Below are 21,411 nucleotides of genomic sequence, written 5' to 3' on the forward strand. Positions count from 1 at the left end.
AATTTTTGAAATAGACTCTAAATCCGCTATATTTAGAGAAATAACTACACTCAAATGGCAAGGCAATTTATAATTTCATTAGATCAAGGTACTACAAGCTCAAGAGCTTTATTGGTAGACCATGAAGGTGCTATTCAAGGAATGGTTCAAAGGGAATTCAAACAAATATTTCCAAAATCGGGGTGGGTTGAACACGATCCAAAAGAAATATTATCATCCCAAATGGAAGTTTTGCAAGAACTCCTAAAAAAGGAAAAAGTAAAACCCTCGGAAATAGTAAGTATTGGTATAACCAACCAAAGGGAAACAACAGTTGTTTGGGATAAAAATACTGGTGAGCCAATCTATAATGCTATTGTTTGGCAAGACAAACGAACTGCCGATATCTGTGAACATCTAAAAAAAATCGGACTTACTGAACATGTAAAGAAAACTACAGGTCTTGTAATTGATTCTTATTTTTCGGGTACTAAAGTAAAATGGATTTTAGATAATGTTCAAGGTGCCAAGAAAAAAGCTGAAGATGGAGATTTGTTAATGGGGACAATAGATACTTGGCTAGTTTGGAATATGACCAACGAACATAACCATTGTACTGATTATACGAATGCTTCTCGTACCATGATTTATGACATTGTAAATTTAAAATGGGACGATAAAATGCTTAAGGCTTTGGGTATACCTAAAACTATGTTGCCAGAAGTAAAACCTTCTGCGGCACATTTTGGCGATTTTGAATACGAAGGTATTAAAATTCCGATTTCAGGTATCGCGGGTGATCAACAAGCAGCACTTTTTGGTCAAGGATGTTTTAAAAAGGGTTCGGCTAAAAATACGTACGGGACAGGTTGTTTTATGTTAATGAATACAGGAGAAGAACCTCAATTTTCTAATAATGGCCTTTTGACAACTATTGCCTACGGATTGGATGGAAAAGTCAATTATGCACTAGAAGGTAGTGTTTTCATAGCAGGCGCGGCCATACAATGGCTTAGGGATGGTTTAGAATTGATTGAAGATGCAAAGGAAACTGAAGATTTGGCCAATTCAATAGAAGGTGAAAACCCTGTGTATGTCGTTCCTGCCTTTGCTGGGCTAGGAGCTCCGTATTGGGACATGTATGCAAGAGGTGCCATATTCGGACTTACAAGAGATACTGGCAAAGCTCATATTGCTAAGGCGACATTAGAGTCACTTGCCTATCAAACGAAAGATATTTTAAAAGCTATGGAAGATGACTCAGGTATTCAACTGAAAAACCTTCGTGTAGATGGTGGTGCATGCGCCAATAATCATTTAATGCAATTTCAGGCCGATATATTGGATACGGAAGTCCATAGACCAGAAATTATTGAATCCACAGCTATGGGAGCAGCCTTTTTAGCTGGTATTCAAGTTGGTTTTTGGAAGCAATCTGATATTGATGAAAACCGACCAATGAATCGTATTTTCAAACCTACTTTTGATAGGGTGAAAAGAAAACGTTTATATAAAAAGTGGCAAAAAGCAGTTGAAAGATGTAAAGGTTGGGAAGAGGAATAATTTACTGACAACCGATTTTTCAATTAAATAATTTTATCAAGCAAATTTTAGAGTACTCCTGTCCATATCTTTGATATAATAGTCGGGTTTAAAATGTATTTCGACTATTAACATCCGAAGAAAATTAAATAGACCTCAACTGATGAAAAATATAAAATTTACCAATTTAGAACGTCAAAAAACGATTGATAACATAGAGTCAGAAGAATTTGATTTAGTCGTCATCGGTGGTGGAATTACTGGTGGTGGAATTGCCTTAGACGCGGCTTCACGAGGTCTAAAAGTTGCCTTATTAGAGAAAGGTGATTTTGCTTCAGGTACTAGCAGTAAATCCACGAAATTAATACATGGTGGTCTTCGTTACCTAAAACAATTTGATTTTTGGTTGGTGAAAGAAGTTGGTTCTGAGCGCGCTATAGTTCATAAACTAGCACCTCATTTGGTGTTACCCGAAAAAATGTTATTACCATTAATAGAAAATGGTTCGTACGGCAAATGGTTAACTTCTATTGGCCTTAAGGTTTATGATATTTTGGCTCAGGTTACGGGAGATGATAAACGAAAAATGCTAGAAAAGAAAGAGGCCATGAAATTGGAGCCTCTTTTGCCAAAGAAAATTCTGAACGGCGCAGGATACTATGCAGAATATAGAACAGATGATGCCCGTTTAACCATAGAGAATATTAAAACTAGTTTACTTTTTGGAGCTCAAGCATTGAACTATGCCAAGGTTAATGAATTTGTTTATGATAATGAAAAGGTTGCAGGTGTAAAAGCTATAGATGAAACCACGGGCAAAGAATTTACCATAAAATCTAAGTTTGTGATTAGTGCCGCTGGCCCATGGGTAGATGAATTAAGAAGTTTAAATAATTCTAAAAAAGGAAAGCAATTACATCTTACTAAAGGTGTGCATTTGGTTTTTCCTTATGAAAAACTGCCGGTAAAACAATCTTGTTATTTCGATATACCAGATGGTCGAATGATGTTTGCTATTCCAAGAGGTAAGATTACGTATGTAGGTACAACAGACACTAATTATAATGATAATAAAGATAATGTTCGTACAGATTTAGCAGACGCTATTTATTTGATATCTGCCGTAAATAATATGTTTCCTGATATTAATTTAGAATTGGATGATATTGTATCGTCTTGGGCAGGTCTACGTCCTTTGATACATGAGGAAGGTAAATCTGCTTCTGAATTGTCGAGAAAGGATGAAATTTTTGTTTCTGATACTGGTTTAATTAGTATTGCTGGCGGTAAATTAACCGGCTATAGAAAAATGGCAGAGCGTGTAGTTGATCGCATTGCTAAAAAGATGGAAGAGGAATATGACATTGAGCTAAAAGAGTGTTTTACTGAGAAAATATTTCTTTGTGGAAATGATGATTTTAAAAAGTTTAAACACGTAAAAAAATACATTGCTAAAATTTTTGATAGGATTAAAGGTGATGAGTTTACCGAACATGATGCTTGGTTCTTAGTAACCAATTATGGAAAGCAGACAGAGGTGATTCTAGATAATTACGCAAAAATTGTTGAGAAAGATAAATATGTTCGCCTTGCAAAAGCAGAACTTGCTTTTGGTATCGATTATGAAATGGTTCAGAACCCTATGGATTTCTTTATAAGAAGAACGGGTAGGTTATATTTTGATATCGATAGCATTCGTACCTTGATGAAACCTATCTTAAAAGAATTTCAGAATAGATTCGGTGTTGAAGATTCAGTTGTAGAAGAGTGGAAAACCATTTTAAAAGCAGAGATTAAAGAGCATTCAAATTTCTCATTGGAGAGGCGCTAATCTAATTTGTCCGTCAAATCGAGAAACACTTTCTTAGGATTTTTGTTTTCGTAAAGTACTTGGTAAACTGCGTCAATAATTGGTGTTTTAACCTTTTTCTTAAACCCTTCTTTTATAGTATAAGCACTTTTTGCGGCATAATACCCCTCTGCAATCATACTCATTTCCATTTGAGCGCTTTTTACGGTATACCCTTTTCCAATCATATTACCGAACATTCTGTTTCTGCTAAAGATGGAATATCCGGTCACTAAAAGGTCTCCTAAATAGGCAGATTTGTTAATGTTTCGGTCAATATTATGAATACGTTTGGTATAGCGTTTCATTTCCCGAATGGCATTACTCATTAATACGCTTTGAAAATTATCGCCATAACCCAATCCGTGAGCAATACCCGCCGCTATAGCATAAATATTTTTCAACATAGCTGCGTATTCAGTACCTATAATATCTTTACTAATATTAGTTTTGATATAATTGCTCGATAGGTTTTTGGCTATGAGTTTAGCTTTGTCTTTGTCTGCACAGGCAATGGTCAAATATGAAAGCCTTTCCATAGCAACTTCTTCCGCATGGCATGGGCCGGTTATAACACCAATGTGTTCAAAGGGTATTTTATAGGTTTCATGAAAATGTTCGCCAACAATCAAACCCGATTCTGGTACAATACCCTTAATGGCAGAAAATATAATTTTATCAATTATAGGCGTATTAAGTTTTTCTAATTCACCTACCAAAAAAGCTGATGGTATGGCAAAAATTAGAATATCAGCAAATTTTACGGCTTCGTTAATATCATCTGTTAAGAATAACTGTTCAGTTTTAAACTCAACCGAAGTAAGATAATTTGGATTGTGCTTTTGAGTTTTTATATGCTCGATAGCGTCTGAATTACGCATGTACCAACCTACTATTTCTTGATTATTGGTCAACATTTTTACAATGGCAGTTGCCCAGCTACCACCACCTAATACTGCAAATTTCACATCCTTTTCCATGCTACAAATTTACCAATAATTTGTGTGCACATCATCAGCTTAACATCAGTGTTTTACAAATTTTGGCATGGTGATTGTTTCTATGTTAGTAATCATAAAATAAAATCATATGAAAACAATAAAACTACTTACAGGTTATTTTCTTTTGGCCACTTTAATGGTTTCTTGTTATGCAGATGTAATTATAGAAGATGATTTTATTGAAGAATCTACTTTTAATACAGATCAAGTTTTACAAAGTTTTGATTTATGGTATGTAGATATCAACGCCACACAAGGCAATGGTGAGGTTCCTTTTTTACAAAGAGCTTTTACCGTTTCTTTTGACCGAGGTATACTTTACGCTAATAATAATATTGTTGGTATAGGTAAAACAGGTGGCGGTTATGGTATAGATGTTGGGACATTTGGCACATTAAGGGGTATTGTAGATATAGACCACGATATTGATGGCCGTTGGGCTTTAGAAGTGTTTGCTATAAATAGAAATACAATAGAGCTATATGATGCCAGAAGTGACACCTCTTATTTCCTAAAAGGATATCAAACAAATACATTCGACTATGATATGGTTTTCTATGATAATATCAATTACTTCATTCAAGAATATGATGCATGGGAGAAAATATACACAAGTGAGACCGGAGCTTTAAATGATTTTGATGATGAAAATTATTTACAGTTTTTACCAAGCTTTTTTAGGTCGTCTTTAGATACGCCAAATACAAACGTTTCTAATTTACAATGGGATTTTGAAGGAGATTATGAAGTGTATGATATACAAGGAGACAGTTCTTTAAAAGCCTTGACCTTAGACTATGATTTCTTTAGTGACGATTATTTTGAATTATATGTAATTAACGATAGTACTATAGAATTATATCACCCAGATAGTGGAACCACCTATGAATTTAGAGGTAGGGGATATCAAGAATATTTAAAATCTGCAAAAGGTGATGATAGTAAAAAAAGAATTAAATCTTCGAACCCTACAATGAATGTGCAACGGAAGAAGTTAAAATAGTTTTTAGGTTGGTTGTCTTATAAAGGCCCTATTCCCAGTGAATAGGGTTTTTTTATGATTTTGAAGAAACATCGCCCATAATTATTGAATCAATATGCATTGAATGTTCTGAGTGTAATACAGAAATATCACCCGTTGTTTCAAAAACTACCGCTTTTACTTGTGACAATTGAAGTACGTTTGCCTCTCGTAATTTTGCCATTAAATCTGCCTGACTTAACAGTGCCTTCTTTAAATTATCCTTAAAAATAGCACCATTTTGCATAAGTAAAATAGGGGTATTCGTAAGTGTCTTTTGAGCTTTGTTTGATGATGATATGATTTTAGCAAATACAGCTTGTAAAATTGCTAAGAGAGCCAAAGACACAATTGCAGGCATTAAACTTGAAATCGGTTTGTTTACGGCGTCTGCTAAAATAGAGCCCATTGCTATAGTTACTGCAAAATCAAAACTTGACATCTTTGCAAAAGTCCGTTTGCCAGTTATTCTTGTAATAAACATGATGTATAAATAAATACAAATTGCTGCAACACCCATTTCAACAATGGTGCTTATTGATAGAGGTTCAAAAATTTCCATACTGTTTTTTTAAAGGAGTATAATTTTAAATAGAATGACTACTTAAAATTAATGTGGTTTTCCTTTAAAGGTTTACTCTTTTGCATTTAATCATGATTCATTTCATGTGAAAGCATTAATTGGTCTGCAATCTCTTTTTAAATGCGGATGGATTTTCTCCTGTAACTTTCTTAAACGTTCTATTGAAATAAGACAGACTTTCAAAACCACATTCAAAGCATGTTTCACTTACATTCTTTCCGGTAAGCAACAATCGTTTAGACTGACTAATGCGATATTGATTTAAGAATTCTATAAATGTGCTACCTGTTGCTTTTTTGAAATAACGACAAAAAGCTGGTTTCGTTAAATTACAGAATTTTGCTACTTCGTCAACTGAGATTTTACCTTGATATCGTTCATCGATTAAGGCATAAATATCACGAATTCTGCTTTGCTCTTTTTTGCTATACCTATTTTTATAAGGCTTTTTATGTAAGAGTTCAAATTCATTACTTTGCGACAATCTTTTCAGAATACTCATGATGGCCATGAAATATTCAAAAGGTTTTAGGGTGTAAAGTTCTTTTAATAATTCACCAACAACTCTTTTAGTTTCCCCATGAAATGCAAGTCCATATCTCGATAAGTCAAGTAGCCGGTTCAAGCTTTGCAATTCTGGTATGGGGTCAACAAAAGTGTTTTTAAATGAAGGTTTTATATGTAAGACTTCTTCTCTGTAAGTTGTCTTAACTCCGTAGTCAAAATTCAAATGAGGAATATTTGAACCTATAAGAACAAGGTCGGTTTCTTCATACTCAGAAATGTGATCCCCAACATGTCTTGTGCCATTTGCACCTTCAATATAAACCAACTCATATTCTGGATGAAAATGCCAATAAAATAGATGGCTCAATTTAGGGTCGTGCAAAAGCCTAAACGGACTTTTAGAGTCAGGATCAATGGTTTCTAGTTTAATCTTCATGGGTTAAATGTAACAAAATTGCGTATATATTAAGGCATACGGCTTTATTAAATCAATATAGTTCAAATTATGGTCAATATTGCGGTAGTTTGAATTTTAAATGCTATGTAGTTTTATAAAATGCTTTAAACTTAAATTTCAGACAAAATGCAACAAACAAAAAACAAAGTAGAGCAAGGAAATAAAGGCCATGAAGCAATTCCTGGTAACCCATCTACTGCAACAAGCAGTAGTCAAAAATTGAATGATCGTTCTAATGGAAAACCATTGCGTGTATTAGGTGAAGATGATTGGCGGTTCTGGATGCAAAATGGTTATATAGTAATTAAGAATGCAGTATCAAAAGAACAAGCAAAACGTACAGCCGATTTTCTTTGGGAATTTGATGAAAAGAGTCCCGTCGATTCTTCTACTTGGTATACGCCACCACGTGCTGAAATGAAAATGAAAGAATTGACAGGCACAGGAATGGTTGAGGTATATAACCATCAGCATTTATGGAATAATAGGCAAATGCAAAGAGTATATGATGCTTTTGTAGATGTGTGGGGAACAGAAGAATTGTGGGTTACCATTGATCGAGCCAATCTCAATTTTCCATTACCTTCCGGTGTAGAAAAGAAGGGGTTTATTCATTGGGATTATGATCCAGAAACCAAGCCACAAAATGTGCAAGGGGTGTTGGCACTCGCCGATCAGGACGATGAGAATATGGGCGGTTTTCAATGTATACCTTGGTTGTATCGTAATTATGAGACTTGGAAACTTACACAGCCAGAAGATAGAGACCGTTTTCAGCCAAGTTTAGATGGCCTAGAAGATAAAATCGTAAAGGTGAAAATGGAGGCAGGTGATTTGCTAATCTTCAACAGTACTGAACCACATGGTATTCGGCCGAATAAATCCAAAGATAAGGTGCGTATAGCGCAATACATTTCTATGATGCCGGCAGAACCAGAAAATAAAGCATTGAAGAATTGGAGAATTAATTCATGGAAGCATAGAATTGCTCCAGAAGGCTATGCATTTCCGGGCGATCCACGTAATTGGGAGCAGACTAAATATGAAGCTGCTAAATTATCCTCTTTAGGAGAGAAATTATTAGGATTAAAAGACTGGTAAACAGATAATTTGGTAATAATCAGCATGTTTGTGGTGAGGCCGGTAAATATTACTATTTTTGCGCCCTTTAAAAGAAAAGGTACATGGCGAAGATTTTTAATTTATTTGATTTTAAACAAAAAGTAGATTATAAGACAGAAATTCTATCTGGACTAACAGTTGCTTTGGCGCTGGTTCCTGAGGCTATTGCCTTCGCTCTAATTCCTGGTTTTTCTCCATTAACAGGATTATATGCAGCTTTTGTTTTAGCACTTATTACTTCAATCTTCGGTGGTAGGCCAGGTATGATATCTGGTGCAACCGGGGCAGTAGCGGTAATTTTTATCGGATTGATTTTAGAATTAAAAAGAAATTTTCCAGGGATAGAGCCAGAAACTATCTTAAATTATGTTTTTGCCACCGTGATAATTGCTGGTGTTCTACAAATATTGGCAGGCGTCTTACGACTAGGAAAGTTTATACGACTTGTGCCGCATCCGGTAATGTTTGGCTTTGTAAATGGTTTGGCAATAATCATATTCATGGCTCAGTTTCCAAATTTTTACCAAAAAGGAACTGACAATTTATTAACAGGTTCTAGCATGATCATAATGTTAGGTCTTACGTTACTTACCATGCTAATCATTTGGGGGTTACCAAAACTGACCAAAGCAATACCATCTTCATTAGTTGCCATCGTAGTAGTTTCTGCAGTTGTAATAGGTTTTGGTGTAGATACGTTGACTGTTGCTGATACCATGAGAGAAGGCGAATCAATAAAAGGTGGGTTTCCACCATTATCCATACCACAGATACCATTAACATTTGAAACTTTTAAAATAATATTTCCTTTTGCAGCTATTGTTGCTGGTGTAGGTTTAATTGAGAGTTTGCTGACTTTGAACATTATAGATGAGATTACCGAAACAAGAGGTAGTGGAAATAGAGAATGTGTAGCACAAGGTACTGCTAATATTCTTTCAGGATTTTTATCAGGAATGGGTGGTTGTGCAATGATTGGTCAAAGTTTAATTAATACGTCTTCTGGTGCTAGAGCTCGGTTGTCAGGTATAACTGCAGCAGTAATGCTTCTAGTGTTTATTATGTTCGGGTCTAGTGTAATTGAACGTTTACCAATGGCAGCATTGGTAGGGTTAATGTTTATGGTAGCTATTGGTACATTTGAGTGGGCCAGTTTTAAGACCTTTCGTAAAATGCCAAATTCTGATGTTGTTGTAATGATACTGGTTACGCTTATCACTGCCATTACGCACAATTTAGCGGTGGCTGTTCTTTTGGGCGTTGTTATTTCAGCATTAGCTTATTCTTGGGAAAATGCAAAAAGAATACGGGCAAGAAAGTATGTTGATGAGAATGGAGTTAAACATTACGAAATATATGGTCCTTTATTTTTTGGTTCAACAACCCTTTTCAGTGAAAAGTTTGATGTTGTAAATGACCCTAATGAAATTATTATAGACTTTCAAGAAAGTAGGGTAGCTGATATGAGTGGTATTGAAGCTTTAAATAAGATTACTGAAAGATATGCTAAGATTGGAAAAAAGGTTCATTTGCGTCATTTAAGTAAAGATTGTATTCGTTTGTTAGAGGATGCAGAAGAAATCATTGATGTTAATGTGATGGAAGACCCAACATATAAAGTAATGGTAGATAAGCCTAAAAAAGGTGAGGATAACTCAAAAAACCCTTTTAACCTTTGGGGCTTATAGGTTTAATCTATATACAATTTTAGTAGATATTTAATCTAGAAAGAATAGTTTAAAATTAATAATGATAGTAATGAGAATATTGCTGCAGGTAAAGATTTAAGTAGAGAATCTTTAATCTTGGCATTACAATCGCTCCGGTCATTAAAATAGCCATTATAAAAGTAGCTGGTAGCGATAACTCATTGATTCAGATAGAAATCATTAAACATAGGGCACTTAAGGCTTTAAGCGTTCCTATTATGTATAACATGGTTGTTAAAAATCGTAGGTAGAAAAATTCACTTTCATAGACGAGGCATCTCCACCTCTATAGTTCGGTTTTCTTATTGAATCTAAAAAACCAAACATGATGATAGCTATAAAAATAATTACCTTGAAAAAATAAGTATCTAAATCATTTTGTTCAATATAAAGCAAGTTATTATCTGATTCTCAAGAATATTTTTTGTCAACCAAGTTAATGTTGGTATTCTCGGCATTTTCATTTCTTTTTTTTGTTCTGAGCTGTTTGTTTTTGAAATTTATGGTGCTAGAGTTTAAGCGATATGGTTTTGAGAATTTTAGAACTTACTATTGTAAGATGCGATAGGTCTATTTATAGACTATTATTCTAAAAATTGGGTAATTATAGCAGGTCGTCTTTTGACTATTTCAATGGCTTTTGGTTTCATAGTCAGGTATAAAATCAAAGACACCTTTCTTCTTGCTTTCCCTTCCCTGTTTTATTGTTTTCTAAATATAATTTTATGTGTAGTATAAACTAAATCGGAAAAATAAATTGTTTGAGTAGATATTACATAGTAAGCGAAAAATAAGAAGCTTTTACTTTAGTTGAAATTTGTAGCGATTTTATCAAAAGCCGTAATTAAGTATACTAGTTATTATAAGAGCTATCATTACCTTTAATTAATAAAAAACTGACAGAATGCATACTAACGTGTTAGGTACTAAGTTAATTTCTTGTTGTTATGAACCTTTAACAGGTTTTTATCGTGACGGGTTTTGCCAAACGGGTTTTGAAGATAGCGGTACGCACACAGTATGTGCAGTTATGACGAAAGAGTTTCTAGATTATTCAAAAGAGCAAGGAAATGATTTGACTACGCCCATGCCTGAGTATAATTTTCCCGGACTTAAAGCAGGTGATAAGTGGTGTCTATGTGCATTGCGATGGAAACAAGCTGCGGATGCTGGTACAGCCCCTCCTGTGGTTTTAGAAGCGACTCATAAAAAAACACTAGATCTTATAGATTTCAGTTTACTTTTAGATGCAAAGTTTTAATATTTAATGATCTTAAGAAAATTTGAGAGATTTAAACTACCTGGCTATTTATAATTTTTAGAATCTTGTATTATAGAGAATTAAATTGTGCTTATTTTTAGAATATGAAATACAAATCATTAGTTGCTTTTTTGTTAGTTGGATTGTTATTGGGCTTGATAAATAGTTGTAAGATGGATGAGTTGAAAAAAGAGGAGGTTCTATTTGTTGGCACCTATACTAATAATGGTAGTGAGGGTATTTATCGTTATAATTTCAATCTTAAAACCGGTCAATTAGAGAATAAAAAACTGGCTGCAACTATTAAAAATCCTTCTTATTTAACGCTATCTCCCGATAGAAATACGATGTACGCAGTCAGCGAGGTCGATGATTTTAAGAAAGACGATGGCTCAATTACCACCTTTAGGGTAAAAGACACTTTACTAACAGAAGTAGGTGTTCAATCAACATATGGCGCTAACCCTTGTTATGTTGGCGTAAATAAAAGTGGAGACTTAGTTACAGTGGCTAACTATACTGGCGGAAATGTTGCATTGTATAATGCTTTAGATAATGGCGACCTAAGTAATGATACACAGATTATTGACCATAAGGTATTAGATACTGCTAAAACCGCTCATGCTCACATGGCTTCATTTATTAACGGAGAATTGTTTATTTCTGACTTAGGGTTAGATAGAATCGAAAAATATAGTAAAATAAATGGGCAGTTTTCTCCAAGCCCACAGAAGCAATTGGTTGTAGCAGAAGGTGCCGGACCTAGACATTTTGTAACTTCTAAAGATGAAAAATTTATTTATGTAATAAATGAATTGAATTCTACTATTACAGTGTTTAAATTGGACGGAGGAAAATATTTTGGTTTAAAGACTTACGAAACGGTTGCAGAAAATTTTAAAGGTGAAAGTTTTTGTGCCGATATTCATTTGTCGCCTGATGGCAAATACCTTTATGGAACCAATAGAGGGGAAAACACCATTGTCATCTTCAAAGTAGATGATACTAGTGGTACATTAGAATTAATTGGTAGAGAATCTGTAAAAGGAGATTGGCCTCGAAATTTTTCAATAGACCCTAGCGGAAAATATGTACTAGTAGCAAACCAACGTAGCAATAACATCGTTGTGTTTAAGCGAAATACTGAGCTCGGAACATTGAGTTTCGTTAGCCAAGTTGATTTGCCTAGTCCAGTTTGTTTGAAATTTTACTAAGACGTTTTAATAACCTGTAAAAGATCGTTTTTAGGCACTACACCCGATTGTCTCCAAACTTGTTTACCGTTTTTAAACAAAATCATAGTAGGAACTCCTCTTACCTGATATTGTGTGGCTAAGCTTTGATTTTTATCCACATCTATTTTAACGACTTTTATCGAATCGCCTAAATCACTTTTTACGTCTTTAAGAATTGGAGCCAGTGATTTACATGGTCCGCACCAGTCAGCGAAAAAATCGACTAGTACTGGAGTTTCTCCTTTTATTATTTCAGAAAATGATGCTTTCATAGTTCTTTGATTTTTATATGTTCAAAAAATTAATCTCTTGTAATATATGTTCTAAATGGAGTTGCATTAACAGACCCCTGTAGCTGGATCACAGCTCTCACCTTCACTAATTATATTTAACGGTGATACTTGTTGAAATGCCTCTATAAATGCAGATGGTGGTTGGGCGCCACTAATACCGAATTTGTCATTGATTATAAAAAAAGGTACGCTATTAACACCTCGCTGTTGATAATGCGCAATCTCTTGCTTAACGGCATAAGCGATGGTGTCATCATCTAAAACTTGTTTTGTTTTTTCTGCAGACCAATCGTATTCTGCCATTATTGAGCTTAACACGTCAACATTGTTCAGATGAAGGTTTTCATCAAAATATGCTTTCATAAAACGTTCTTTTAAAGCATCTTTAAATCCTTCTTCACCCGCTACATGTAAAAGTTGGTGTAAAGGTAATGTGTTAACGGCCAACCATTCTTTACCAAAATTAAAGGTAATTCCTTCTTCTCTACCGCTTTCTACTAGGCGATTAGTCATTTCTAAAGGACCTTCTAAATTGCCAAATTTATTTGTTAAATAAGTATCTCTATCCAAGCCTTCCTTTGGAATGTTAGGATCTAATTGAAATGGATGCCATTCTATTTCTATCGGAATACCATCCCACTCTTTAATAGCTTTCTCTAATCTTTTTTTACCAACATAACACCAAGGGCAAGCAACATCAGATACTATATCAATCTTTATTTTATCGTTTTGCATTTGATTTTCTTATTTCGAATTATATCTGTTTGGTCGTAGAAACATGATAAAACATACGCTTCATCAACCAAGTATTTTAATATAAAGTTAGAAGATTGATTTTAATTTTTAAAATGCATAATAGGAACATGGTTTTAAACTAAAAAACCCTTTCAAGGCATTGAAAGGGTTTTCTATAAAGCGTGTAAATTAGTTTAGAGGGTACGTAAGTATTCTGCTAAATTACGAGCATCTTCTTCACCCAAATTTTGGTTAAGCATAATAGCATTATTGTATTCTTTCAGTAATGCTTTTGCAATAGGATCTTCTTTCAACATTTTATCTGGATTGATAATCATGTTCATAACCCATTCAGGACTTCTACGTTCGTAGACACCTTTTAATGCTGGTCCTATCATACGTTGTTCTGCCATATGACAAGCGGTACATATCGCTTGAAATTTTTCTTTACCGGCGGCTGCCATTTCTTCATTAACAGTGTCTTCAAATTTAACACTGGTAATCGGACCTACACCTTTGTTGTCAAGATCTACAGGTACAGTTTCACTAGTTGATTCAGCTTTAACTTCTTTTTTGGTTCTGTTCATTTCAAAACCTTCTTTTTTCTCTTCTTTCTTCTCGCCACAGCTGATAATCATCGTGCTAAGAGCTAATAAAGTGAATAATTTACGCATACGTTTGTTATAATTTAAATGTTGTGAATCATTTGAACGACTAATATATGAATTTTTACGGGTTACAGTATGTTTTAGATAGGTACTATTAATGATTTAAGAGATAATTTTAACCCAATAACAATTCGCACTAACCTTATAATATTTTTTCAAAAACAAACAGCTGGGTTATGCTATGTTTGAAAGAAATTCTAAGGTGCGTCGTTCGGTATAAGTGAAATTGTCAGGACCATAAAAACCTACATGCCCTCCATATTGTGGAAGTTCTAGAAATAGGTTTTTATGATGTTTTGCAATAGCAATTGGGTAACAATCTTCTCCTAAGAATGAATCATTTTTTGCGTTAATAAGTAAGGTTGGTATTTTAATGGCGTTTAAAAATTGAAGACTACTGCATTGGGAATAATAATCCATAGCGTCTTTAAACCCATGTGCTCTACTGGTGTAAATATCATCAAAATCTTTCAACGTTTTTACTAGATCAATATCTAAATCAGATATCAGGTCTGGAAATGATTGTTTTTTCAACTTTAGTTTTTCAACCAGGTTACCTTTAAATCTTCTTGCATATAAAAAATTTTTAAATTGTAATAACTGATCAAGTGAATCTGCTAATTGACAGGGTACTGATATGGCTACTGCTCCTTTTATTTCATTGGGTAAGACCCGCTCTTCACCTAAATACTTCAATAAAAGATTACCGCCAAGGCTAAATCCATGTAGAAATATAGAAGTGTATTGATCTAGTTGAAGTACATACGCTATGACCGATTGCAAATCTTCTGTAGCACCAGAATGATATGAACGATATAAGTTGTTCATTGTACCACTACAACCTCTAAGGTTAATTGCACAAACATTGAATCCTGATTCACTCAATGCTTTGGCACTACCTTTAATATAGGCCCGTTTAGAACTTCCTTCAAGGCCATGTATAACGATGACTAGTTTTTTTGAAGGATTTTTTGAATAACTCCAATCTAAATCTAAGAAATCTGTATCGGGTAATGTTAGCCGTATTCGTGTCTGTTCAAGGTGCTCAACTTTACGTAATAACCCAGAATATATCGTCGACAAATGTCCGCTTCTAAAAAATAAGGGTGGATTATATGTAGAAGTAAGTAATGGCATTAAGATTGAAGAAGATGTTTTTTAAATAGCTAATATTTAGCATTAAAGTGAAGAAAACAATAAGAGATTAGATAATTTTTATTTCGGATAAATTTCGAGCACTTTTATTTGTTCTTCTATTGCTTCTTTGAATTCAGTTTTTAAATGCGATATTAATTCGGATACGGGTAAAGAATCGTTAATAAGCGCTGAACCTTGGCCAGCAGACCAAATTGTTTTCCATGCTTTTGCTTCGGTATTCAACTCTTTGCCAAAATCAACCTTTCGGTCTTTTTTAAGGTCTTCTTCGGTTATGCCTGCAGCTTTTAAACTAGCACCTAGAAAATTTGCATGAACTCCCGAAATTGAAGCGGTATATACAACATCACTAGCACCGGCATCAATTATCATTTGGCGATATTCTGGTGTCGCCTTGCTTTCATTAGTATTAATGAAACGAGTACCCATGTAAGCTAAATCTGCACCCATTTGTAATGCTGATGCAATATCTCTACCAGTACTGATACAACCAGATAGCAAAATAGTTTTATGAAAGAATTTTTTTATTTCAGCAACCAATGTCATTGGGTTAATCGTACCTGCATGACCACCGGCTCCAGCAGCTACTAGAATTAAGCCATCTACACCGGCCTCAGCAGCTTTCTCTGCGTGACGTTTTTTGATAACATCGTGAAAAACTAGTCCGCCATAACTATGAATGGCATCCACCACTTCAGATACCGCACCTAATGAAGTAATAATTAATGGAACTTTATGTTTGATACATAATTTAACATCGGCCTCTAACCTAGGGTTTGTAGGATGCACAATTAAATTAACGCCAAATGGTGCTGCTTTTTTTCCAGTCTGTTCTTCAAATTCCTTTAAGGTAGATTTTATTTCAGTTAACCATTCTTCAAAACCTTCACTCGTGCGTTGGTTTAAAGCAGGAAAAGTACCAACGATACCATTTTTACAGCATTCAATTACTAGTTGCGGTCCCGATATTAAAAACATGGGTGCGGCAACTATGGGTAATGATAATTCTTTAATGAAAGCAGGTTTATCTGACATACTGAAATAAATTTTTTTGACTCGAATTAAAAATAAGTATAAAAAACCATGTTCTTTATTCCTTAGGTTTCAAAACTATGTTATTTTTATCAGGTATTATGCACGCATAACAAAAATTATAGATATGTACATTAAGGAATTTGAGATAAGATGGAGTGATATTGATGCGAACCGTCATTTGGCGAATTCAGCATATATTAATTTTATGAGCCATACCCGTATGGCGTATTTGTTAGAACTTGGTTTCGACCATAGAACAATGGCAACCCATGAAATAGGGCCAGTGGTGTTCTATGAACATGTATACTATTTTAAGGAAGCTTTTCCTGGCAAACCGATTAAAGTTACATTGGAAATTATGGGGTTGAGTGAAGATTGTAAATTTTTTGAATTTCATCATAATTTCTATAATCATAAGGGAGAAAACATTGCCCGTTGCGAAATGATGGGTGCTTGGATGGATTTAAAAGCTCGAAAACTCACTGGTTTAACCAATGAATTATTGGCTACATTTAGTGGTGTAGAAAAAGCAGAAGGGTTTAAGGTACTTTCCAAAGAAGATTCACGCAAATTCGCTAGACTTCCTAAAAACCTATAATTGTTATAACGTAATCTACTACACTAAATGTAATCGATTGCCTTTTAGTATTTTAATTATTTTTTGATTACCCTATTTTATTATATTTACGCTATGGTCAGCATACCTGAAGAACTATTTCAAGAGACATACGGGAAAGTGAAGAAATTGATTGTTACTAAGAAATTGGCACCAGGTCAATTAATTACTCAACATAGATTAACGCATACCCTAAACATTAAAAATGATACCATACCCGTGGTACTGTTACAATTACAAGAAGAATCTTTGTTGGTAGGTACGTTACAGAATGGGCTTGAGGTTCGTGAGCTTTGTGAGCGAGAAATTTCTGAAATGTTCGAATGTAGAATAGCATTAGAAACAATGACCGTCAAATTATTTACACGTAATGCTTCGCAATCTAAAATTGACGATTTGCGTAATTTATTGGTTCCTTTCGAAAAAGGACCACAGAATGCGTATGTGTTCCATAAAATCGACAGATATTTTCATGAATTCATCGCCAAAAATTGTGGAAATAGAAAGATGTATGAATTATTTAAGACTGCAAAAATATTGCCATTTATGGATCTTGTAGGTCTCGTAAGACCGTTGAAAATAATCATGCAAGAACATTTGAATATTGTATCTGCAATGCATCATAGAGATGAAGATATGGCTGTTAAGGCAATACAGTTACATCTTGAGAATGCAAGAAAATCACATATTTAATTAAGGAATACCTAACCTTTGGGGTTATTCTATTTTGACTTTAGATAAAATCTATTTGGTTTTCTACTGGCAAGGTATACACCGGCCAATACAAAACATGCGGCAACAACTTTAACTAAGGTGAGTTTGTCTTGCCCAGTAAGAATGGCATACCCAATTCCTACCAAAGGTTGAACGTAAACAAACGCGCTCAAGGTAGAAGCTTTGAGTTGGGTCAAAGCAAAAATATTAAAAAGGTAGGTGCAAAATGTTGTTCCTAGAATTACAAATGCAATTCCCCAATAGGCTTCAAAAGGGAGAGTAGTCCATTCTATTTGTATAAATTCTTGATACCCGAATGGTAAACAGATGAGTACGCCCAAAGAGAACAACCATTTCATAAACGTAAAAGGGTGATATTTGGTAATAAGGGACTTTACAACAACCAAATAAGAGCCATAAAATATAGAATTAAGAAAAATAAGAAAATTTCCCATTGGAATATTTGGGGCATCCTGGCGTAACTCTGATCCATAAAGAATTAAGCCTAAAGCACCTAATAGGCCTATGCCGATTCCTAATATTTTTCTACTTGAAATTTTTTCCTTTAAAATTATTGCAGATAAAACAAGAACAACAATGGGTGTGGTCGTTATTAAAACGGCACTATTAATAGGTGTGGATAAGGATAATCCTTTAAAGAATACGAGCATATTTAAACCCATTCCTAGAAAGGCACAAAATATCATTCTCAAATAATCTTTGCGTTCAATCTTTTCTTTAGGACCAAAAGGAGAAATGAGCCAAAATAAAATTGCAGCACCTAACACCCTTAAAATAATAAAACCAAAAGGTTGCACATAATGTGGCATTATCCCTTTTGCAATAGTATGGTTAAGGCCGTAAATAGTGGTGGCTCCTAAAGCTGCGATGATTGCTAATAATCTTTTATTCACGAATGAATGGCCTTTTTAGCGGCCTCTACCACCTTTTTACTATTACCAATAAATATTTGGTTGTCAACAATAATAACAGGGCGTTTTAAAAAAGTATACTGTTCTAAAATTAAAGCCTTAAAATCATCTTCGGTAAGATTTTGCTCTTTTAAGTTTCGCTCACGATAAAGAATGGCTCTTTTGCTAAATAATGCCTCATAGCTATTCGACAAAGCGTGCATTTCCTCTAACTGAGACTTTGTAATAGCTTCAGACTTGATATCTTGTAGTACAAAATCATTAAGTGGTTGTAATTCCTTAATAATTCGTTGGCATGTGGAACAAGTGCTTAAGTGATATATTTTTTTCATGCTGTATTGTGTTGCTGTTATTATTGTTTTTCAAACCTGAAATTGGTTTAAATCACACATGTTTAATGAGTCTTATCGTATACAAAGAAACTTATTTCCCATTAATTGTACTATTTTTATGCTCCTTTAAATGTGAAATAATGTCTAAGAATTTATTTGAAATCACCTTACAGAACCGTAAAAATTTACACGCAATACTAACAAAAACTCCTAAAGAAAAGCTTTTAAAAATTCCAGTAGGCTTCAATAACAATATATTTTGGAATATAGCTCACACTGTGGTTACACAGCAGGTTTTGCAGTATAAATTTAGTGGACTTCAAATGCGTGTACCTGAAGAACTGGTGGCTAAGTTTATGAAAGGAACGACTCCTGATGGCACGGCGACTGATGAGGAAATAATGATGGTTGCAGATTTTTTAATCTCTACAGCTGAATGGTTGAAGGAAGATTATGATACCGAATTGTTTCAAGATTATAAAGAGTATACAACTAGTGCAAGGGTTACTCTAAAAAATATTGATGATGCCATTGCCTTTAATTTATTTCATGAAGGGTTACATATTGGGGCAATTATTCTATTACTAAGGCATGTTGGTTAAGGCTTTATAGCAAATTTTAGAAAGGTATTTGCATCGGTGTAAGGTATTGTCAATAGAATAGGGCCATCGGCAAAAGATGCGATTTCGTAGGGTTCATAAAATAATAATAATCCTTTATCTGTATAACCAATATTATCTGGCAAATAGAAACTTTCAGTTTCAAACATAAATCCTGTACTATTAATCGTTGCGTCTGCTGGCACATTCTCCTGCTTCCTAAAGATAATTTCGGTAAATGCCTTGAATTTATCTTCGTTTTTAAATAAATCTTGACGATCTAATTCAGCTCCGTTGATTATATCAAAATTTAAAAACCTATTGGTTCCATAACCATGTGCACCACCAGTGTAAATGTATGATTCTAATTTTATGGTTATTACATCCTTGTTTTCAAAAAGTATGGTGCCATAGATTTTGGCTTCCCAAGGCATCGATTCCTCAGGGAATTTGACGTTAAGTTCTTCATAATCCTTTATAAATGCTTCGGTAGCTCCTTTAATACTATTAGCATTACTTTCTTCATCAAAATTCAACAAAGCAATAATTTCTTCTCGTAAGGCGATATTTATTGTTTCACTTAATTTATTTCGACCTAATGCTTTAGGAATTTCAATTGAGACTAAAGTGCAATTTTCACAGGTGTCGTTAGAAACAGTAAGTGTTTCAAAAGTGAGTGACTCCTCATTATTGCAAGCAATAAGTGAAATAGATATAAGTAGGTAAAGAAGCTTTGATTTCATGAGAAAATTAGATTTAATGTAAAAATACACCTTCGTTGTATTCTCCAATAGATAACAATACATTTGTGTAAGAAATACTTTAAAATGGCTGCTAATAATTTTAAGTTTAATACAAAGACAATTCACGGTGGTCAACAACCAGATAAGGCATATGGGGCAGTAATGCCTCCTATTTATCAAACATCTACATATGCACAGACAACACCTGGCGGTCATAAGGGATACGCGTATTCAAGAAGTGCGAATCCTACTAGAACTGCTTTAGAAAATTCTTTGGCAAGTATCGAAGATGGTCAATTTGGCTTGGCATTTGGTAGCGGTCTTGCAGCTATTGATGCAGTTATTAAATTATTAGAACCGGGTGATGAGGTGATTTCGACAAGTGACCTTTATGGAGGTTCGTATAGGATTTTCAAAAAGATATTTGAAAAGTTTGGTATTATTTTTCATTTTGTTGGTATGCAAGATGCAGATGCCATACGCGACAGAATTAATAAGAACACCAAATTGGTTTGGGTAGAAACACCAACAAACCCTATGATGAATATCATTGATATAAAAGCAGTAGCCAGGTTAATTAAAAATAAGAATATTCTTTTGGCGGTCGATAATACTTTCGCAACTCCGTATTTACAGATGCCTTTACAATTAGGTGCAGATATCGTAATGCATTCAGCAACGAAATACCTTGGCGGACATAGTGATACGGTTGTTGGGGCTTTAGTCGTTAATGATAAGGAATTAGCAGACAGACTCTATTTCATACAAAACGCAAGTGGTGCTGTTTGTGGACCTATGGATAGTTTTTTAGTTTTAAGAGGAATAAAAACACTTCATGTACGAATGCAGCGCCATTGTGAAAATGGTAGAGCAGTAGCTGAATACCTTAAAAATAATTCTAAAGTTGAAAAAGTGTATTGGCCAGGGTTTAGTGATCACCCTAATCATAAAGTTGCGAAAGAGCAGATGAAAGATTTCGGTGGTATGATTTCATTTGTACCGAAAGGGAGCAATTATGAAGATGCTATCAAGGTTGTAGAGCGTTTACAGGTTTTTACTCTAGCTGAATCATTAGGTGGTGTTGAAAGTTTAGCTGGGCATCCCGCAAGTATGACTCATGCTAGTATACCAAAAGAAGAACGTGAAAAAAGCGGAGTAGTTGATGCATTAATACGACTTAGTGTGGGTATAGAAGATTCGGAAGATTTGATAGCTGATTTAGAGCAGGCAATAGGATAATGCGCAATTCATTAAATTTTACATATCAAGATTAGGTAGTTTGTTGCTAAAACAACAAATTTTATTGATTTTTAAAAAAATAAG

General features: G+C 34.3%; 21 protein-coding genes and 1 pseudogene. 11 read left to right on the top strand and 11 right to left on the bottom strand.

Going from position 1 to position 21,411, the window contains the following annotated elements; translation table 11 throughout:
• Positions 1–54 precede the first annotated feature (54 nt).
• Entirely contained in the window at positions 55–1,542 is a 1,488-nt protein-coding gene (gene glpK, locus AAC084_RS01975; protein WP_339836190.1) for a glycerol kinase GlpK, read from the top strand.
• Between the two features lie 142 nt (positions 1,543–1,684).
• The gene (locus AAC084_RS01980) at positions 1,685–3,352 is read left to right on the top strand and encodes a glycerol-3-phosphate dehydrogenase/oxidase (RefSeq protein ID WP_339836193.1); all 1,668 of its coding nucleotides are present in this window, start codon (positions 1,685–1,687) and stop codon (positions 3,350–3,352) included.
• Here AAC084_RS01980 and AAC084_RS01985 read toward each other — a convergent pair.
• Positions 3,349–4,350, bottom strand: a complete 1,002-nt coding sequence (locus tag AAC084_RS01985) for an NAD(P)H-dependent glycerol-3-phosphate dehydrogenase (RefSeq protein ID WP_339836196.1) — start codon at positions 4,348–4,350, stop codon at positions 3,349–3,351. The genes AAC084_RS01980 and AAC084_RS01985 overlap by 4 nt on opposite strands.
• A 109-nt stretch (positions 4,351–4,459) precedes the next feature.
• On the opposite strand from AAC084_RS01985, the gene AAC084_RS01990 reads away from it, so the two are divergent.
• Positions 4,460–5,374 carry a nicotinic acid mononucleotide adenyltransferase gene (locus tag AAC084_RS01990; protein WP_339836199.1) on the top strand — a complete coding sequence of 305 codons (915 nt, stop codon included), beginning with the start codon at positions 4,460–4,462 and terminating at the stop codon, positions 5,372–5,374.
• A 52-nt stretch (positions 5,375–5,426) separates the two neighbouring features.
• Here AAC084_RS01990 and AAC084_RS01995 read toward each other — a convergent pair whose 3' ends face one another.
• Positions 5,427–5,954 carry a YetF domain-containing protein gene (locus tag AAC084_RS01995; protein ID WP_339836202.1) on the bottom strand — a complete coding sequence of 176 codons (528 nt, stop codon included), beginning with the start codon at positions 5,952–5,954 and terminating at the stop codon, positions 5,427–5,429.
• A 115-nt stretch (positions 5,955–6,069) separates the two neighbouring features.
• Positions 6,070–6,918, bottom strand: a complete 849-nt coding sequence (locus tag AAC084_RS02000; protein ID WP_339836204.1) for an AraC family transcriptional regulator — start codon at positions 6,916–6,918, stop codon at positions 6,070–6,072.
• A 147-nt stretch (positions 6,919–7,065) separates the two neighbouring features.
• On the opposite strand from AAC084_RS02000, the gene AAC084_RS02005 reads away from it, so the two are divergent.
• The 4 genes from AAC084_RS02005 (at position 7,066) to AAC084_RS02020 (ending at position 12,245) form a co-directional block, all read left to right on the top strand.
• On the top strand, positions 7,066–8,040 hold the full coding sequence (locus AAC084_RS02005) for a phytanoyl-CoA dioxygenase family protein (RefSeq protein WP_339836206.1): 975 nt from the start codon (positions 7,066–7,068) through the stop codon (positions 8,038–8,040).
• An 83-nt stretch (positions 8,041–8,123) separates the two neighbouring features.
• Positions 8,124–9,749: a SulP family inorganic anion transporter gene (locus AAC084_RS02010; protein WP_339836208.1), complete on the top strand. Its 1,626-nt coding sequence runs from the start codon at positions 8,124–8,126 to the stop codon at positions 9,747–9,749.
• A gap of 925 nt (positions 9,750–10,674) precedes the next feature.
• Positions 10,675–11,031, top strand: a complete 357-nt coding sequence (locus AAC084_RS02015) for a DUF2237 domain-containing protein (protein ID WP_339836210.1) — start codon at positions 10,675–10,677, stop codon at positions 11,029–11,031.
• Positions 11,032–11,135: 104 nt separating this feature from the next.
• Complete coding sequence (locus AAC084_RS02020; protein WP_339836212.1) at positions 11,136–12,245, top strand: lactonase family protein; 1,110 nt, start codon at positions 11,136–11,138, stop codon at positions 12,243–12,245.
• Here AAC084_RS02020 and trxA read toward each other — a convergent pair.
• The 5 genes and pseudogenes from trxA to AAC084_RS02045 form a co-directional block, all read right to left on the bottom strand.
• Positions 12,242–12,541 (bottom strand): annotated as a pseudogene (gene trxA / locus AAC084_RS02025) (thioredoxin); the annotation flags it as partial. The gene AAC084_RS02020 and the pseudogene trxA sit on opposite strands and share 4 nt — an antisense overlap.
• 63 nt (positions 12,542–12,604) lie before the next feature.
• Positions 12,605–13,294: a DsbA family oxidoreductase gene (locus AAC084_RS02030; protein WP_339836214.1), complete on the bottom strand. Its 690-nt coding sequence runs from the start codon at positions 13,292–13,294 to the stop codon at positions 12,605–12,607.
• 194 nt (positions 13,295–13,488) lie between these two features.
• On the bottom strand, positions 13,489–13,968 hold the full coding sequence (locus AAC084_RS02035; RefSeq protein WP_339836216.1) for a cytochrome c: 480 nt from the start codon (positions 13,966–13,968) through the stop codon (positions 13,489–13,491).
• Between the two features lie 168 nt (positions 13,969–14,136).
• Positions 14,137–15,045, bottom strand: coding sequence for an alpha/beta fold hydrolase (locus AAC084_RS02040; protein ID WP_339836219.1), 909 nt, complete (start codon positions 15,043–15,045; stop codon positions 14,137–14,139).
• 132 nt (positions 15,046–15,177) lie between these two features.
• On the bottom strand, positions 15,178–16,152 hold the full coding sequence (locus AAC084_RS02045) for a nitronate monooxygenase (protein ID WP_339836221.1): 975 nt from the start codon (positions 16,150–16,152) through the stop codon (positions 15,178–15,180).
• A gap of 124 nt (positions 16,153–16,276) precedes the next feature.
• On the opposite strand from AAC084_RS02045, the gene AAC084_RS02050 reads away from it, so the two are divergent.
• Both AAC084_RS02050 and AAC084_RS02055 read left to right on the top strand, forming a co-directional pair.
• The gene (locus AAC084_RS02050; protein WP_339836224.1) at positions 16,277–16,750 is read left to right on the top strand and encodes an acyl-CoA thioesterase; all 474 of its coding nucleotides are present in this window, start codon (positions 16,277–16,279) and stop codon (positions 16,748–16,750) included.
• 93 nt (positions 16,751–16,843) lie between these two features.
• Complete coding sequence (locus AAC084_RS02055) at positions 16,844–17,461, top strand: FCD domain-containing protein (protein WP_339836227.1); 618 nt, start codon at positions 16,844–16,846, stop codon at positions 17,459–17,461.
• Positions 17,462–17,490: 29 nt separating this feature from the next.
• On the opposite strand, the gene AAC084_RS02060 is transcribed toward AAC084_RS02055, so the two are convergent.
• Both AAC084_RS02060 and AAC084_RS02065 read right to left on the bottom strand, forming a co-directional pair.
• Entirely contained in the window at positions 17,491–18,396 is a 906-nt protein-coding gene (locus tag AAC084_RS02060; RefSeq protein WP_339836230.1) for a DMT family transporter, read from the bottom strand.
• Positions 18,393–18,746 (bottom strand): ArsC/Spx/MgsR family protein, encoded by a 354-nt coding sequence (locus tag AAC084_RS02065; protein WP_339836233.1) that lies wholly within the window; start codon positions 18,744–18,746, stop codon positions 18,393–18,395. Before AAC084_RS02065 ends, AAC084_RS02060 begins: the two co-directional genes overlap by 4 nt.
• Positions 18,747–18,886: 140 nt before the next feature.
• Between AAC084_RS02065 and AAC084_RS02070 the strand changes: the two genes are divergently transcribed.
• Positions 18,887–19,348, top strand: coding sequence for a DinB family protein (locus AAC084_RS02070; protein WP_339836236.1), 462 nt, complete (start codon positions 18,887–18,889; stop codon positions 19,346–19,348).
• Here the strand turns inward: AAC084_RS02070 and AAC084_RS02075 are convergent.
• The gene (locus tag AAC084_RS02075; protein WP_339836238.1) at positions 19,345–20,088 is read right to left on the bottom strand and encodes a DUF4163 domain-containing protein; all 744 of its coding nucleotides are present in this window, start codon (positions 20,086–20,088) and stop codon (positions 19,345–19,347) included. The genes AAC084_RS02070 and AAC084_RS02075 overlap by 4 nt on opposite strands.
• Before the next feature lie 84 nt (positions 20,089–20,172).
• Here AAC084_RS02075 and AAC084_RS02080 point away from each other — a divergent pair, with 84 nt between their 5' ends.
• A complete protein-coding gene (locus AAC084_RS02080) occupies positions 20,173–21,327 on the top strand; it encodes a cystathionine gamma-synthase (RefSeq protein WP_339836240.1) in 1,155 nt (384 codons plus the stop codon).
• The last annotated feature ends 84 nt before the right edge of the window (positions 21,328–21,411 follow it).

Origin of the sequence: uncultured Maribacter sp., from assembly GCF_963977385.1 — a bacterium.
GTDB lineage: Bacteria > Bacteroidota > Bacteroidia > Flavobacteriales > Flavobacteriaceae > Maribacter.